Here is a 15,089-nt window from a genome sequence, read left to right on the forward strand (position 1 = left end):
GCTGGTCGAGTGGGTCATTCACCTGCCGAGGCCCGGTGGGTGAGTCGCCCAGCGATGTCGGGGGAGTGGGCCACTCACCTCGGGCGCCAGCGGGTGACGGCTGCGACCAGGGCGTCGGTCCAGCGGGCGAGGAGGGCTTCGCCCTCGGCGGGGGTGGCGCCCGCGGGGTCGCCGAGGACGCCGTTGGGGCTGACCGCGCGGACTCCACCGGTGCGCAGTCGATCGATGAGTTCCGGCAGCGGTTCGGTGTTGCCCGCGACGGCGTCCGGGAGAGCGACCTCGTCCGGGTGCAGGTGCAGCATCGCGGAGGTCTCGGTGCGCCCGGCGTGGCTGTCGTCGGCAGGCCCGTCGGGGCACCACGCCAGCACCCGCCTGTCCTCGCCGCGCAGCTGCTCGGCGGCCCGGCGCACGGTGGGCAGGTTGCCGCCGTGCCCGTTCACCAGCACCACCCCGGCGAACCGGTCCGCGGACCGCACCAGTTCCACCAGCAGCAACCACAGCGCCTCGTGCCCGATGGAGAGCGTGCCGGGGAAGTCGGCGTGCTCCCCGCTGGCGCCGTAGGGCACGGCGGGGCCGACGACGACCTCCGGCAGCCGCCGGGCCAGCCGGGTGCACAGCGCCTCGGCGATGGCGGTGTCGGTGCGCAGCGGCAGGTGCGGCCCGTGCTGCTCGGTGGCGCCGAGCGGGATCGCCAGCACCCGTGCGGCGCCGTCGAGTTCGGTCCAGCGCAGCGCGCCCAGGCTCATCGCGTCGTCCTCCCGGTGAACTGCGGCAGCAGTGCCGCCGCGGACCGCTCCCGCGCGCACCCGGCCCACACCCCGCACCCGTAGGCGAGGTCGTCGAGCACCCGCAGCGCGAACCAGCGCGGCCCGCGCCGGTTCCGCAGTGCCTCCCACGCGCAGGGAAGCACCGCCACCAGCAGCAGCGGACGGGTCCGCCGCGAGACCAGCAGCAGCGGGAACCAGGCGCGCCGCACCGCCTCCGCGAGCAGCCGCCCGGCGCCGAGGTGCCCGCGCACCGCCAGCCGCCACGACTCCCGGTCCGGCACGCCGTGCGCGCGCAGCTTCCGCGGCAGCACGGCGGCGCTGCCCACCGCGAGCGCCCCGGCCGGCAGCGGACGTCCCGCCACCAGCGCCGCCCACGACACCGCGCTCCACGCCGACAGCCGGGCGCAGCTGAGCCTGCCCGGGTGCCTGCGGGCCAGCGGGGCGGCGGAGGTGCCGTAGTCGTAGCGCTGCCGCAACCAGGACCGGAGCCCGGCGCGCGGCCGGTGACGTACCACCGAATCGGGGACGTAGCGCACCACCGCGCCGGTGTCGACGAGTCGCCACACCAGGTCCACGTCCTCGCCGAACCGAAGCGCCTCGTCGAACCCGCCGAGCTCGGCCAGCGCGGCGCGGCGCACGACCAGCGCCGCGGTCGGCACGTAGCTGACCCGGCTCATCGGCCGGACCCCGGCCGGGGCCGCGCCGAGGTCGAGACCGCCGCGGTCCGCTTCGTAGCGGGCGATCGCGCCGCTGCCGGAGCCACTGCGGACGCGGGGTGCGGCCGCCTGCACGGCCGGATCGGTGAACTGCCGCAGCAGCGGGGCGAGCCAGCCCGGTTCGGGCAGCGCATCCGCGTCGACGAACGCGACCATGTCGGTCTCCGCCCGCCGCCAGCCGGTGTTGCGGGCGGCCGCGGGCCCGCGGGTGACGGGGTGCCGGAGCTCGGCGGCGGGTTCCCGGGAGCCGTCGTCGACGACGATGCGGTGCGGCAGCTCCTCGGTGGCGGCCAGCAGCCGCGCCAGGCCGTCCGGATCGTCCTTCACCGGCACCACCAGCGTCACCTCGGCGAACTCCGGCGAGCCCGCGGGCGGTTCCGGGTGGGCGAGCCCGGCGTCGAGCAGCCGTCGTGCCAGCGCACCGCCGTCCCGCACCGGTTCGCCCGCGAACCACCGGTCGACCAGCCGCGCCGCCCGCGCCCCCACCCGCAGCAGCCGCACCGGGGAGCCGCCGAGCAGCACTTGGCCGCCGCGGGCCCGCCGCAGCGAGGCGTCCGGCACCAGCCGGGTGCCCGCGGGGACCGGCGCGGTCATGCGGTGAACCCGCCGTCGGCGTGCACCACGGTGCCGGTGATCGCGGACGATTCGGGGGAGCACAGGAACTCCACGACCGCCGCCACCTCATCGGGCTCCAGGATCCGCTCGGTGAGCTGGTGTTCCGCGAACTCGTCCACATCGGACAGTCCGTAGAGCTCGGCGGTGGCCCGCAGCATCTCGGTGCGGGTCGAGCCGGGGGAGACGGCGGTGGCGCAGATCCCGGTGCCGCGCAGGTCGGTCGCCAGCCCGCGCACCAGTCCCACCACGGCGTGCTTGGCCGCGTTGTAGGAGGTGAGCCGCCACAGACCGGTGTGCGCGGCCGCCGAGGCCAGCGCCACGAACCGCCCGGTGCGCGGTGCGGGGCGGCGCAGCAGCGCGGGCACGGCGGCGCGCGCCAGGTGCGCGGTGCCGTCGACACCGACGGAGAACGACGCCGCCCACTCGGTCTCGTCGGCTTCCCAGAACGGGTGCCCGCCGGTCATGAGCGCGGCGGCGGCGACCGCGGCGTCCAGCCCGCCGAACCGCCGTTCGGCGAGGTCGACCGCGCCGCGCAGCGCGTCCGGGTCCTGCACGTCGACGGCCACGTCGAGCACGGCGCCGGGGTGCTCGGCGGCGAGCGCGGCCAGCTGCTCGGCGGTGCCCAGCGGGTACGGCACCCGCGGATCGTCGGCGCAACGATCGGTCGCCACCACCCGCCAGCCGTGCCCGGCGAGCCGCCGCACGACCGCGGCGCCGATGCCGCGCGCGGCGCCGGTCACCACCGCCACCCGCTCAGCCATCGAGGTATCCCTTGTCCCGCAAGAAGGCCAGCAGCTCGTCGGCCGCTTCCGCGGGGTCGTCGGTGACCACCACGCGCGGCGGGTCCGAGCGCTGCCCGGCGCCGGTGAGCTCGCGCAGCCGCAGCAGCGGATCGGTCCCGGCGGGCGCGGGCAGTTCCCGGGCGCGCGGCCGGTAGCCGTGCGCGGCGGTGATCCGCGGCAGGTCCGGTTCGGCGCCGGCCGGGACGACCGGGATCGCGGTGGACCGGGCCGCGAGCACCGCGGGCAGCGCAGCGGTGCGCGGGCGCACCCCGGCGGCCTCCACCGAGCACACGGCGGGCAACGGCACCGCGAGCCGTTCCCGGCGGCCGCGGTCCAGCCTGCGCAGCGCCCGCAACCGGCCGTCGGCGGCGGGCTCGGTGTCCAGCGAGACCAGGCCGAGCGCCTGCGCGCAGCCGAACTCGGCGGCCAGCAGCGCCGGGGTGGCGCCGGTGCCGCGGTCCGGGGAGTGGTCGCCGGTGAGCACCAGGTCCGGTGGGCCGAACCGGTCGCGGATGGCGGCGGCGAGCGCGCGTGCCGTGCCCGCACCGGAGTCGGCCGCCCGCGGATCGGGTGCTCCGGCGGGTTCGACGCGCAGCACCTCGTCCGCACCGGCGGCCAGCGCCGCGCGCAGCAGCTCGTCCGCGCCCGCGGGCGCGAGGCTCACCGCCGCGCACCGCCCGCCGGTGGACTCCGCCAGCCGCAGTCCCAGCTCCAGCGCCGCCGCGTCCGCCGCCGATGTGCCCGCCGGGAGCTCCGCCGCCCGAACCCGGCCGGTCAACGGGTCCACCTCGGCGCGCTCGTCGACCCGGCGCAGCGCCACCACCACGAGCATCCCGCTCACCCCTTCCGGAACACGACGCCGTGCCCGCCGGCCGGGTACTCCCAGGTGATGGCACCGTTCTGGTCGCACACCAGGTAGCAGGTGCCGCACTCGAAGCACTGCTCGTGGTTGAACAGGATGCCGCCGTCGGCGGTGGGCACGAACAGGTTCGCCGGGCACGCGGTCACGCACGCTCGGGTCGTGCAGGAGCGGCACACCTCGGTGTCGACCGCGATGTGCGGTTGCTCGGACGCTCGGAAGTCCACTCTGGACATCCGTTCCTCGAAGGAGAGGTCGTGGTACTGATCTGCCATCGCGGTGCCGTCCTCCCGTTCCGATCAGCCGAAGGTCCGCAAGCCGGTGAAGGCGTCCTTGGCGAGGTCCCGCATCCGCACCCCGTTGCGCTTCGCGGCCCGCCGCAGCAGCGCGCGGAATCCGGGCTTCGGCCGCGGGTTGTCCACTGTGAACACGGATTCGGCGAAGTCGCACAGCAGGCCGGGATACCGCTGCTGCATCCGTTCGGACAGCACCAGACCCGGCGCGTCGCGCAGCTTCTCGTGGTCGGCGAGCACGAAGGAGCTGCGCAGCGCGCTGCGGTACCCGGCGAGCCCGGCCGCCGAGGTGTCCCCGGCGGCCAGCGCGGTAGCCGCGGCACGGCCCGCGTACATGCCGGAGCCGAGCGCGAAGTTCACGCCCTCCAACCAGATCCCCGCCGCCAGGCACATCCCCGCGGCGTCCCCGGCCAGCAGCAGCCCGTCGCCGATCAGCGGCGGCATCGTCCGGTACCCGCCCTCCGGGATGAGGTGCGCCGAGTACTCGACGAGCTCGCCACCGCGCACCAGCGGCGCGATCGACGGGTGCCGCTTCAGCTCGCCCAGCAGCGCTTCCGGCCGCACCTTCGCCTTCGCCAGCCCGCGCAGGCCGAGGACGAGGCCGATGCTGACCGATTCCGCGTTGGTGTACAGGAATCCGCCCCCGGGTACCTTCCCGGTGCACCCGAGCATCTCTACATCGACCCCGCCGCTGCCGGTGACGCCGAACCGTTCGTCGATGGTGTCCTTCGGCAGCGCCAGCGTCTCCTTGACGCCGAGCGTGGTGTGCGAGGCCTGATCGCCGCCGAGCAGCCCGGCCTGCTTGGCCAGGAACGAGTTCACCCCGTCGCAGGCCAGCACGACGCGCGCGGTGAGGTCTCCGTCGGGCCGGTCGGTGCGCACCCCGTGCACGGCGCCGTCGGCGGTCCGCAGCAGCGCCACCGCCACCGTGGACGGCACAAGCACGGCTCCGGCGCGCTGCGCGTGCTCGGCGAGCCACGGGTCGAACTCGGCGCGGTGCGTGGTGGCGCCGTTGTGCGGTGCCCGGCCCCAGTTCTCGCTGCGGAAGTCGACGGTCAGCGACCGCTCGCCGGAGAAGACCATCGTCTGCCTGCGGGTGACCCACCGCTGCACCGGCATCTCCTGCTGCCAGCCGGGGATCAGCCCGTCGAGGACGCGCCCGTAGACGACGCCGCCGTAGACGTTCTTCGAACCGGGGAACGGTCCGCGCTCCAGCAGCGCGACGCTGCGCCCGGCGCGGGCCAGTTCCAGCGCGGCGGCCGAGCCGGCCGGTCCGGCGCCGACGACGATCGCGTCGAAGTCGTAGCGCTGCGGCCGCGGTACCGGTATCGCGGCGGTGGCCGGCCCGGCCCCCTGCTCAGGCATGGTGGTCCTCCTCGATCCGGGCGAGCCTGCGCACCAGTTCGGCGAGCAGCCGCTGCGCGTCGGTGACCAGGCCGAGATCGGCCAGCGCGGTCATGGGGCAGCTGGCGTCGGTGTTCACCGACACCACGTGCCGGGGCGCGCCGAGCCCGCCGAGGTGCTGGGCGGCTCCGGACACGCCGAAGGCCAGGTAGAGCTCGGGGCCCACCACGGCGCCGGTGGTGCCGATCTGCCGTTCGTGCGGCGCCCATCCGGCGTCGGTGACGACGCGGGTGGCACCGACCGAGGCGCCGAGGGCGGTGGCGAGTTCTTCCAGCAGCGCCACCGATTCCGGCCCGGTCCGGTCGCCGTGGCCGAGTCCCGCACCGGCGCCGAGCAGCCGGTGCGCCTCGGAGAGGTCGGCGGTCGCCGGGTCCGGCTCCAGCACCTCCAGCACCTCCGCATCGGCGACCGCGGGCAGCCTGATGTCCACATCGGACACTTCGGCGGGAGCGCCGGCGGGGAGCGCGCCGCGCACGCCCGGCACCAGCGACACCACGCACCGCGGCGGCGTGCGCACCGCGACGCCGAGCCTGCCGTCCCAGCGCACCAGGTCCGTGCCGGACCCACCGGTGCGGGTCGCCCCGGCCAGCAGCGGCCGGTCCAGCGCGGCCGCCAGCCGGGGCGCCAGGTCCCGGCCGTCCGGGGAACCCGGCAGCACCAGCCGCGGCACCTCCGCCAGCAGCGGCGCGAGGGCGGCGGCGAACGCGCCCGGCGCGAAGTCCCCGGCCTCCGCGCACCACGCCCGCCGCAGCGGCGGCAGCGCCGGGACCGCCCGGCGGCAGCCGGTGCCGATCAGCACCGCGGCGCCACCCGCTTCCGCGACCGCCTCGTCGCCACCGACCGGCGGCACGCCGTCCCGCACGACCACCACCGCGACCACGTCCTCCGTCACAGCGCCACCGCCGTCCGATGTCCCTCCAGCACCGCCGCGTGCGCCCGCCGCGGCGCCACGCAGTCGCCGATCCGGTGGACCGGCAGCTCGCCGGTGGCGGAGATCTCCAGCCACAGCTCTTCTTCCGGTTCCTGGTGGGTCGCGCACACCACCCAGTCGAACACCGCCGCGCCGCTCGCGCCGGTGGTGTGCTTGAGCAGCTGCACCTCGACCCGGTCGTCGTCCGCGGTAGCGCCGAGCACCACCTCGTCGGTGGTCTGCTCGATGCGCTTCGCCGCGGCCCGCACCGCGAACGTCTCCAGGTCGAGCGTGCTGCCGAGGTCCTGGCCGACGACCATGCCGGGCGTGCTGATCCGCACCGCGCAGCCCCGGTCGGCGAGCAGTTCGGCCACCGACGTGGCCTGGTGGAACCCGAGGTCGTCGACCACGAGCACCGCACCGGACGGTGCCGCCCGGCCCTCCAGCACGTCCCGGACGTCCACCACGCGCGCCAGTTCGCCGGCCCACCACGGGCGCTGCGGGCGCGCACCCGTGGCCAGGACCACCACGTCGGGCCGCAGCGCGCGCAGCGATGCGGCGGTGGCGTGCTCGCCGGTGCGGACCTCGACGCCGTACCGGCGGCACTCGGCGAGCGAATTCCGCACCACGTCGAGGAATTCGGCGCGCTGCGGCACGCTCGCCGCCACCGCGACCTGGCCGCCGGTGGTGGCCTGGCGCTCCAGCAGCGTCACCCGGTGCCCGCGCTGCGCCGCCGTCGCCGCGGCCTGCAGCCCACCGGGGCCACCGCCGACGACCACGACCCGCTTCGCGGCGCGCGGTGGCGGCAGCGGCACGGATTCCCGGCCGGTGCGGGGGTTCTCGATGCAGCCGAGCCAGCGGTTCAGGCCCATCCGGCCCACGCACTCCTGGTTGCAGGACAGGCAGGTGCGGATGTCGGCGGCGTGCCCGGACCGGGCCTTCGCCGCGAAGTCCGCGTCGGCGATCTGCCCGCGCACCACACCGATCAGGTCCGCGTGGCCCTCGGCCAGCGCCCGGTCCGCCTGCACCGGGTCCTTGAACCGGCCCACCCCGACCACCGGCAGGTCCACCGCCTTGCGCAGCGCGCTCGGGATGAACAGGGCGTAGCCGGGCGGCACGCTCATCGACGCCTCGATCAGGTACAGCGTGGCGGTGGCGACCCCGATCGAGGTGTTCACGTAGTCCACGGCGCCGGTGGCCTCGACGAGCCGCGCCACCGCCACCGCTTCGTCGATGGTGGTGCCGCCGTCGATGAGCTCGTCGCCGCACAACCGCACGCCCAGCGCCAGGTCGGGCCCGATCGCCGCGCGCACCGCCGCGACCAGCTGCAGCAGCAGCCGCGCCCGGTTCGGCAGCGCGCCGCCGTACTCGTCGGTGCGCGCGTTCGTGGCGGGGGACAGGAAACCGCGCACGATCGACGAGTGCGAGCACTGCAACTCCACCCCGTCGAAGCCGCCGTCCCGGCAGTGCCGCGCCACGGTCGCGTACCCGGCGACGATCTCGTCGATCTCGGCGTGGTCCACGGCCTTCGGCACTTCGCGGAACAGCGGGTCCGGGACCGGCGACGGCGCCCACACCGGCAGCCGCGAGTACATCCCGGAGGCCTGCCCGCCGTTGTGGTTGAGCTGCGCGAAGATCGGCACCCCGTGCGCGTGCACCGCGTCGGTGATCCGCCGGTAGCCGGGCACGACCTCCGGGTGGAAGCCGTGGATCAGCTTCTCGTACGGCCAGTCGGTCGGATGGGTGGAGTGCTCCTCGGTGATGATCAGCCCGGCGCCGCCTGCGGCCCGCGCCGCGTAGTAGGCGGCGTGCTGCTCGGTGGGCAGCCCACCGGCCGCGTAGTTCGTCAGGTGGGCGGAGAACACGATGCGGTTGGCGACGGTGACCGGTCCGAGCCGCAGCGGTTGGAACAGGTGCCGGTACCGGCCGGTGGCGCTCATGCCGGTACCACCAGGTCGCGGACCAGGGCGAACGCGGCGCGCCGGCCTTCCCGGACGGCTTCGTGCGCGGTGCGCGGCGCCACCCGGTCGCCGACGGTCGTGCCGAAGTCCGGCGGCGGAGCGGGGTCGGGCAGCCGGTGCCCGCAGTGCACGACGAGCTCGGCGGGCAGGGTCCGTTCGACGCCGGTGAACACGTCGGCCAGCAGCACCTCGCCGGGCCGCACCGCCCGCAGCGCGCTGCGCTTGGCGAGCACCACCCCGGCGCGCTGCAAGCGGGCGTTCGCGTCCGCCAGGTCGCCGGTGCGGGCGAGCTGGGTGCCGATCACCTGGTCCTGGCTGATGATCGAAACCTCCCGCCCGGTGGCGGCGAGGAGTTCGGCGACGGCGACCCCGGTGGCGTCGCCGACCGGGTCGAACACGGCGACCGGGCCGTCCGGCACCACCTCGCCGAGCCGCCGGTCCCGGACCGCGCGCAGCAGGTCGGCGACCTCCAGCACGGGTGCGGTGCTCGCGTAGTGCCGCGGTCCGGGGGCGGAACCCGTTGCGGCGACGAGGAATTCCCCCGGACCGGGCCGGGCTTCCGCGCCGGTGGTGATCGGGACGCCGAGCTCGCGGACCTCCGCGACCAGCCAGTCCACCAGCGCGCCGAGCCGTTCCCGGCCGGGCAGCAGCGCCGCGAGCGCGAGCATCCCGCCGAGCCGATCGGTGCGCTCGACCAACCGCACCGGGTGCCCGCGCAGCGCCAGCACCCGCGCGGCCTCCAATCCGGCGGGACCGCCACCCGCGACGAGCACCGGCCGCCCGTCGCCGGTCCCGCCCGGGACCGGATCGGTGGTCTCGTGCCCGGTGCGCGGTTCGCCGAGGCAGCTCACCAGCGGGTTGCGCTCGTCGCGCACCCGGCACTGCTGGTTGGTGAGCGTGCACGGCCGAACCCGCCGTCCCGCCCGGACCTTCCGCACCAGCGCCGGGTCCGCGAGCTGGGCGCGCGTCATCTCCACCAGGTCCGCCGTCCCGTCGTCCAGCGCGGCCTGCGCCTGCGCCGGATCGACCACGGAACCCTGCAACACCACCGGGGCCGCCCCGGCCACGGCGTCGCGCACCGCCCGGCACAGCTCCCGGTTGAACCCGGGTTCGGCGTGCGCGTCGGGCGTGGTCGCGGCGGCGCCCATCGCGGAACCGCGCACCACGGCCAGGTAGTCCACCTCGGGGGCGAGCGCGGCGGCGAGCTCGGCGCCCTGCTCCGGGGTGATGCCCGCCCACGGTGCGAGCTCGTCGCAGGACAACCGCAGCCCCAGCACCCGGCCGGCGCCGAGTTCGGCGCGGACCGCGGCGAGCACCTCGCGCAGCAGCCGGGCGCGGTCGGTGCCGTACTCGTCGCCGCGCTGGTTCGTCAGGCCGGACAGGAACTGGCGCAGCAGCGAGAACTGGCCCGCCCCGACCTCCACTCCGTCCACATCGGACTCGACCGCGGTCCGGGCCGCGGCCGCGAAACCCTCGACGAGGGAGCGGATCTCGCGGTGCTCCACCGCCATCGGCAGTTCCCGGCTCGCCACGTCCGCGACCCGCGACGGCGCCCACAGCGCCGCCTGCGACCGGGCCGACGAACCCTGCGAACCCGCGTGCCCGAGCCCGGCCAGCACCAGCGCACCGTGCGGGCGGCAGGCCGCCACGACCGCCGCCCAGCCCGGCCCGCACTCGGTGGCCAGCGGCGCGCGCTCGTACGGCCAATCCGATTCGTGCGCGCTCGCGACCTCGGTGACCACGATCCCGGCGCCGCCCGCGGCCCGCTCGGCGTAGTGGGCGGCGTGCGCACCGGACAGCGCGCGCCCGTCGCCCAGGTTCGTCTCGTGCGGCCCGAACAGCACCCGGGACGGTGCTTCGCGCCCGGCGAGCACCACCGGCTCGGTGAGACCCGCAGATCCGCTCATGTGGTGGGAGCCTTCCGTGGATGCGGCGGAACCGCCCGTCCGGTTCGGCCGAACGGGCCGTTCGCCCGGGTCAGGGGTGGAAACCGGCGAGCGGGCTGGTGTCGCAGGCCCGATCGGGCGGCGGCTGCTCGTCCGGTGGTCCCCAGCCGATGCCCACCGCCACCGGTTCCTCCCGGCGGCGGGGCGCGGTGCGGTGCGAGTGGTCCTTGTCCGGTTTCGGCACCGCGGCCCCGACCCCGGCCAGCGCGCGTTCCCCGTTGCCCAGCACGCACTCCGGGTCCGGCCCGTCCAGCGGCAGCCCGGTGAAGAACTTCGCCGCCATGCACCCGCCCTGGCACGCGTCGTAGGCGGCGCAGGACGTGCACGCGCCGCCGGTCTGCGGCGCCCGCAACCGCTCGAACAGCTCCGATTCCCGCCACACCGCCCCGAATCCGCCCTCATCGCGCACGTTGCCCGCGAGGAACTCGGAGTGGATCGCGAACGGGCAGGCGTAGACGTCGCCGATCGGGTCGATCAGGCACACCACCCGGCCCGCGCCGCACAGGTTCAGCCCCGGCAGCGGGGTGGAACCGAGCGCGTTGAGGTGGAAGAACGAATCCCCGGTGAGCACGCCTTCGCCGTGCGCGACGAGCCAGTCGTAGATCTCCCGCTGCTGCCCCGCGGTCGGGTGCAGCTCGTCCCACACGTCGGCGCCGCGTCCGGACGGCCGCAGCCGGGTGAGGCGCAGCTGTGCGCCGTGCTCGTCGGCGATCGCCTTGAACCGGTCCAGCTGGCCGACGTTCTCCCTGGTCAGCACCACGCTGATCTTGAAGTCGGCGAATCCGGCGTCGCGCAGGTTGCGCATCGCCGTCATCGCCGTGTCGAAGGAACCCGCTCCGCGCACCCGGTCGTTGACCTCCGCGGTCGCCCCGTCGAGGGACAGCTGCACGTCCACGTAGTCGGTGCCCGCCAGCCACCGCGCCCGCTCCGGTGTCAGCCGCACCCCGTTCGTGGAGAACTTCACCCCGACCTGGTGCTCGACGGCGTACTCGACGAGGTCCCAGAAATCGGCGCGCACGGTCGGTTCCCCGCCGCCGATGTTCACGTAGAACACCTGCATCCGCTGCAGCTCGTCGATCACCGCCTCGCACTCGGCGGTGGACAGCTCCCGCGGATCGCGCCGCCCGGACGCGGACAGGCAGTGCACGCAGGACAGGTTGCACGCGTAGGTGAGCTCCCAGGTGAGGCAGATCGGGGAGTCCAGGCCGTGCTGGAAGTGCTCGACTAGCCGCATGTGCGCCTCCTCGCGGGGCGGTTCAGTCGCGGGGCCGGATGGTGCCCGCCTCGCGCAGTCCGGCGAGAGCGGTCAGGTAGCGCGGGTGCTGCTCGACGGGCACGTCGGCGGCGGTGAGCGCGGCGTGCACGTCCGGCTGGTGTTCGAGTTCGCGGACCACGGCGACGAGCTCCGGCGTCTTCAGGAACGACAGCCGCCGCGTGGTGAAGTCGTAGACGAGCGCGCCGAAGCGCTCCGGGCGCAGCGAGACGGCCGGGCTCAGCCGGTGCGGGCGACCGGGGTCGAACCCGGCCGGCCCGCCCGGATCAGTAGACGCCGCACATGCCATCGATCGACACTTCCTCGACGAGCAGGTCGTCCTCCACCCCGTCGGCGGGGGCGGTGCCGCTCGCGTCGTGCTGGGATTCGCTCATGGGATGCTTCCTCCCGATCACTCACTGCGATGTGGTGGCCGCCACACGATATGGGCACCCGGTGTCACAATGGAAGAGGCGATGACCGGACCGACCCGCGACCACACTTCCGGACCAACCACGGGTCCCGGCAGGCGGCGCACCACCAGCCCCGCCGAACTCGAACGCGTCGCGTTCGCGCTGTTCGACTCGGACGGGTTCGACCGCACCACCGTGGAGCACATCGCGCGCGCCGCGGGAATCGGGCGGCGCACCTTCTTCCGGTACTTCGGCTCGAAGAACGACGTGGTGTGGGGCGCGTTCACCGAGCGCCTCGACGTGATGCGCGCGGGGTTCCGCGCGCGACCCGCGGACGAGCCGCTGCTGGAGTCGATCCGCGCGGTCGTCGTCGACTTCAACCGGGTCGACCCGGGGGAGGGTGAACGGCACCGCCGCCGCCTCGAACTGATCCTGCGGGTGCCCGCGCTGCAGGCGCACTCGACGCTGCGCTACGCGGACTGGCGGGCCGTCGTCGCCGAGTTCGCCGCCGACCGGCTCGGCGAACCGGTCACCGCGCTGCGCCCGCAGGCCGTCGCGCACTCCACCCTCGGCGCGGCCCTCGCCGCCTACGAGCACTGGTTGTCGAACCCGGGAACGGACCTGTGCGCGGCCCTCGACGACGCCCTGCGCGATCTGGGGCGCGGGTTCGGCTAGCGGTCCAGGGACAGGGTGCGGCGGCTGGTGAAGCGGCGCGGCTCTCCGGTGATCGGATCGTCGAAGGCGAGCTCCTTCGCCAGCAGCCGCAGCGGATCGGTGAAGTCGTCCGCGGCCCGCTCCCGGACCGCCGGGTACAGCTCGTCGCCGAGGATCGGCACGCCCAGCGCGGCCAGGTGCACCCGCAGCTGGTGGGTGCGGCCGGTCGCGGGCCGCAGCCGGTAGCGGCCGAGCCCGTCGCGGTGTTCCACGAGCTCCACCCGCGTCTCGGCGTTCACCGGGCCCGGCACCTCGCGCGCCTGGAGCACGCCGCGTTCCTTCTCGATCCTGCTGCGCACCACCCGCGGCAGCGCGAGGTCCGGGTCGTGCGGCGCGATCGCCTCGTACTCCTTGCGCACCGCCCGGTCCTGGAACAGCAGCTGGTAGGGCCGCCGCGCGGCCTCGTGCACGGTGAACAGCACCAGGCCCGCGGTCAGCCGGTCCAGCCGGTGCGCCGGGCTCAGCTCCGGCAGCTCCAGCCTGCGGCGCAACCGCACCAGCGCGGTCTCGGCGACGTGCCCGCCGCGCGGCGTGGTGGCCAGGAAGTGCGGCTTGTCCACCACCAGCAGGTGCTCGTCGCGGTGCAGCACCTCCGGTTCGAACGGCACCGGTACCTCCGCCGGCGGTTCTCGCCGCAACCACAGGAGATCGCCCGGCGCGAACGGGGTGGTGGCGTCCACGAACCGGCCGTGCCGGTCGGCGACGCGCTCTTCGCGCAGCATCCGGTCCACCTCGTCCGCCGGGATCGGCAACCGGTCGACCAAGTGGTCGCGCATCGTCGCCCACGAACCCGCGTCCGGGGTGCGCAGCCGCGCGGCGTCCAGGCCGTCGCGCTGCGGCAGGGGGGATCGGAGCTTGCGTCGCATCACCGGCCAGCCTACGGCGCGGCCGGTGGCCTGCGGTTCCGGGCGAGCTCGTCCAGCCAGTGGGACGCGGCCCGAGTTCGTTGACGCTCCGGCCGGAACGGCGCCAGAATCGTGGCGTGGACATCGAGGCGCGGTTCTTCTTCGCTCGGCGGCACGTCGACCTCCGGCGGCACGCCAGCTCGATCTGTGCCCCCGCGCTGCCCTGAGCAGCACCCTCCCGGACCCTGACGTGGTCCGATGTGGACGATTCTGGTCACCCGATCTCCGGCAGGCGCCGCGGATCGGGTCGTGGCGGAGTGACCGAGAGGCCAGGTAAGGGCCTGCAAAGCCCTGCACGCGGGTTCGAATCCCGCCTCCGCCTCCACGATCCACTGTGGACCGCCCGCTCCTCCGGCCGGGGAGAGCGGGCGTGCTGGAGGAAGCGATGACCGCGGTACCGCTCTCGATCCTCGACCTCGCACCCATCCCCACCGGCGGCACCGCGGGTGGCGCGCTGCGCGACACCGTCGAACTCGCCCGGCACGCCGAGCAGTGGGGGTACCGGCGGTTCTGGCTCGCCGAACACCACCTGGTGCCCGGTGTCGCCTCTTCCTCGCCCGCGGTGCTCATCGCCGCGGTGGCCGCCGCGACCGAGCGGATCCGCGTCGGATCCGGGGCGGTGCTGCTCGGCCAGCACAGCCCGCTGCAGGTCGCCGAGGACTTCGGCACCCTGGCCCAGCTGCACCCGGACCGCATCGACCTCGGCCTCGGCCGCTCCGGGCTCGCCAAGTACGTCGAATTCGCCAAGGCCGCCGCCGCGGCTCCCGCACCGGTCACCGTGCCGGAACCCGCGTACGTGGACGGACTTCCGGTGCCGCGCGCCGCCCGCGGCGGAGGCCTGTCGCGGTCCCGCGTCGACCAGCTCGAAGGGCACGCGCTGCTGCTCGGCGACATCGGGCGGTCCGACTACGCCGAGCAGGTCCGCGAAGTGCTCGCGTTCCTCGACGGCACCTTCCGCGACGGCGATGGCCGCGAGGCGCACGCGATCACCGCCGAGCACGCGGCGTTGCAGGTGTGGGTGCTCGGCGCCAGCGCGGGACCCAGCTCGCGGGCGGCCGGGGAGCTCGGGCTGCCGTTCGTGTCCAACTACCACGTCACCCCGGGCACCGTGCTCGATTCCGCCGCGTCCTACCGGGACGCGTTCACGCCCTCCGCACGGCTCGACCGGCCGCACCTCGTGGTGTCCGCGGACGTGCTCGTCGCCGAGGACGACGCGACCGCGCAGGAACTCGCCACCCCGTTCGCCGGGTGGGTGCACGACATCCGCCACGGCGACGGGGCCCAGCCCTACCCGAGCCCGGACGAGGCGCGCCGCCGCCGGTGGACCGAGGCCGAACGGGCTCGCGTCGCCGACCGGCTGCAGACCCGGATCGTCGGTTCGCCGGAGACCGCGGTGGAACGGCTCGACGTGCTGCGGCGGGTCACCGGCGCGGACGAACTGCTCATCACCACCATCACCCACGACCCGAAGGACCGGCTGCGCTCCTACGAACTCCTCGCCGAGGCCTGGTCCCGATCCTGAACCGCCGGCTGACCGGCCCGTCGGCCCGCG

16 protein-coding genes and 1 tRNA gene are annotated in these 15,089 nt (G+C 75.3%); 4 read left to right on the top strand and 13 right to left on the bottom strand.

The features are described from left to right. Window positions 1-74: 74 nt before the first annotated feature. From mftE to mftA, 12 genes are all read right to left on the bottom strand, one after another. Window positions 75-746 (bottom strand): mycofactocin biosynthesis peptidyl-dipeptidase MftE, encoded by a 672-nt coding sequence (mftE, locus tag AC29IT_RS26620; RefSeq protein ID WP_488220481.1) that lies wholly within the window; start codon window positions 744-746, stop codon window positions 75-77. Next, a complete protein-coding gene (mftF, locus tag AC29IT_RS26625; protein ID WP_488220482.1) occupies window positions 743-2,077 on the bottom strand; it encodes a mycofactocin biosynthesis glycosyltransferase MftF in 1,335 nt (444 codons plus the stop codon). The genes mftE and mftF overlap by 4 nt, the downstream gene beginning before the upstream one ends. After that, a complete protein-coding gene (locus AC29IT_RS26630) occupies window positions 2,074-2,859 on the bottom strand; it encodes a mycofactocin-coupled SDR family oxidoreductase (RefSeq protein WP_358433298.1) in 786 nt (261 codons plus the stop codon). The genes mftF and AC29IT_RS26630 overlap by 4 nt, the downstream gene beginning before the upstream one ends. Continuing rightward, complete coding sequence (locus AC29IT_RS26635) at window positions 2,852-3,712, bottom strand: mycofactocin-associated electron transfer flavoprotein beta subunit (RefSeq protein ID WP_488220483.1); 861 nt, start codon at window positions 3,710-3,712, stop codon at window positions 2,852-2,854. Before AC29IT_RS26635 ends, AC29IT_RS26630 begins: the two co-directional genes overlap by 8 nt. A 5-nt stretch (window positions 3,713-3,717) precedes the next feature. Further along, the gene (locus AC29IT_RS26640; RefSeq protein WP_488220484.1) at window positions 3,718-4,014 is read right to left on the bottom strand and encodes a ferredoxin family protein; all 297 of its coding nucleotides are present in this window, start codon (window positions 4,012-4,014) and stop codon (window positions 3,718-3,720) included. A gap of 24 nt (window positions 4,015-4,038) precedes the next feature. Continuing rightward, the gene (locus AC29IT_RS26645) at window positions 4,039-5,397 is read right to left on the bottom strand and encodes an FAD-dependent oxidoreductase (RefSeq protein ID WP_488220485.1); all 1,359 of its coding nucleotides are present in this window, start codon (window positions 5,395-5,397) and stop codon (window positions 4,039-4,041) included. Further along, window positions 5,390-6,328 carry a mycofactocin-associated electron transfer flavoprotein alpha subunit gene (locus AC29IT_RS26650; protein WP_488220486.1) on the bottom strand — a complete coding sequence of 313 codons (939 nt, stop codon included), beginning with the start codon at window positions 6,326-6,328 and terminating at the stop codon, window positions 5,390-5,392. The genes AC29IT_RS26645 and AC29IT_RS26650 overlap by 8 nt, the downstream gene beginning before the upstream one ends. Then, window positions 6,325-8,286 carry a mycofactocin system FadH/OYE family oxidoreductase 2 gene (locus AC29IT_RS26655; RefSeq protein ID WP_488220487.1) on the bottom strand — a complete coding sequence of 654 codons (1,962 nt, stop codon included), beginning with the start codon at window positions 8,284-8,286 and terminating at the stop codon, window positions 6,325-6,327. Before AC29IT_RS26655 ends, AC29IT_RS26650 begins: the two co-directional genes overlap by 4 nt. After that, entirely contained in the window at window positions 8,283-10,214 is a 1,932-nt protein-coding gene (locus AC29IT_RS26660) for a mycofactocin system FadH/OYE family oxidoreductase 1 (RefSeq protein ID WP_488220488.1), read from the bottom strand. Before AC29IT_RS26660 ends, AC29IT_RS26655 begins: the two co-directional genes overlap by 4 nt. A gap of 70 nt (window positions 10,215-10,284) precedes the next feature. Beyond that, entirely contained in the window at window positions 10,285-11,487 is a 1,203-nt protein-coding gene (mftC, locus tag AC29IT_RS26665; RefSeq protein ID WP_488220489.1) for a mycofactocin radical SAM maturase, read from the bottom strand. 22 nt (window positions 11,488-11,509) lie between these two features. Then, window positions 11,510-11,815 (bottom strand): mycofactocin biosynthesis chaperone MftB, encoded by a 306-nt coding sequence (mftB, locus tag AC29IT_RS26670; protein WP_358433321.1) that lies wholly within the window; start codon window positions 11,813-11,815, stop codon window positions 11,510-11,512. Beyond that, complete coding sequence (gene mftA, locus AC29IT_RS26675; RefSeq protein WP_358433324.1) at window positions 11,793-11,900, bottom strand: mycofactocin precursor MftA; 108 nt, start codon at window positions 11,898-11,900, stop codon at window positions 11,793-11,795. Before mftA ends, mftB begins: the two co-directional genes overlap by 23 nt. Before the next feature lie 81 nt (window positions 11,901-11,981). Between mftA and mftR the strand changes: the two genes are divergently transcribed. Next, a complete protein-coding gene (gene mftR / locus AC29IT_RS26680) occupies window positions 11,982-12,593 on the top strand; it encodes a mycofactocin system transcriptional regulator MftR (protein WP_358433326.1) in 612 nt (203 codons plus the stop codon). Here the strand turns inward: mftR and AC29IT_RS26685 are convergent. Further along, window positions 12,590-13,498 carry a pseudouridine synthase gene (locus tag AC29IT_RS26685; RefSeq protein ID WP_488220490.1) on the bottom strand — a complete coding sequence of 303 codons (909 nt, stop codon included), beginning with the start codon at window positions 13,496-13,498 and terminating at the stop codon, window positions 12,590-12,592. The genes mftR and AC29IT_RS26685 overlap by 4 nt on opposite strands. A gap of 116 nt (window positions 13,499-13,614) precedes the next feature. Here AC29IT_RS26685 and AC29IT_RS26690 point away from each other — a divergent pair, with 116 nt between their 5' ends. The 3 genes from AC29IT_RS26690 (at window position 13,615) to AC29IT_RS26700 (ending at window position 15,059) form a co-directional block, all read left to right on the top strand. Beyond that, on the top strand, window positions 13,615-13,704 hold the full coding sequence (locus AC29IT_RS26690; RefSeq protein ID WP_488220491.1) for a putative leader peptide: 90 nt from the start codon (window positions 13,615-13,617) through the stop codon (window positions 13,702-13,704). Between the two features lie 84 nt (window positions 13,705-13,788). Beyond that, a tRNA-Cys gene (locus AC29IT_RS26695) sits at window positions 13,789-13,862 on the top strand. Window positions 13,863-13,907: 45 nt separating this feature from the next. Further along, on the top strand, window positions 13,908-15,059 hold the full coding sequence (locus AC29IT_RS26700) for an MsnO8 family LLM class oxidoreductase (RefSeq protein ID WP_488220492.1): 1,152 nt from the start codon (window positions 13,908-13,910) through the stop codon (window positions 15,057-15,059). Window positions 15,060-15,089: the final 30 nt, after the last annotated feature.

It is taken from the genome of Saccharopolyspora sp. MMCC62 (assembly GCF_057736575.1).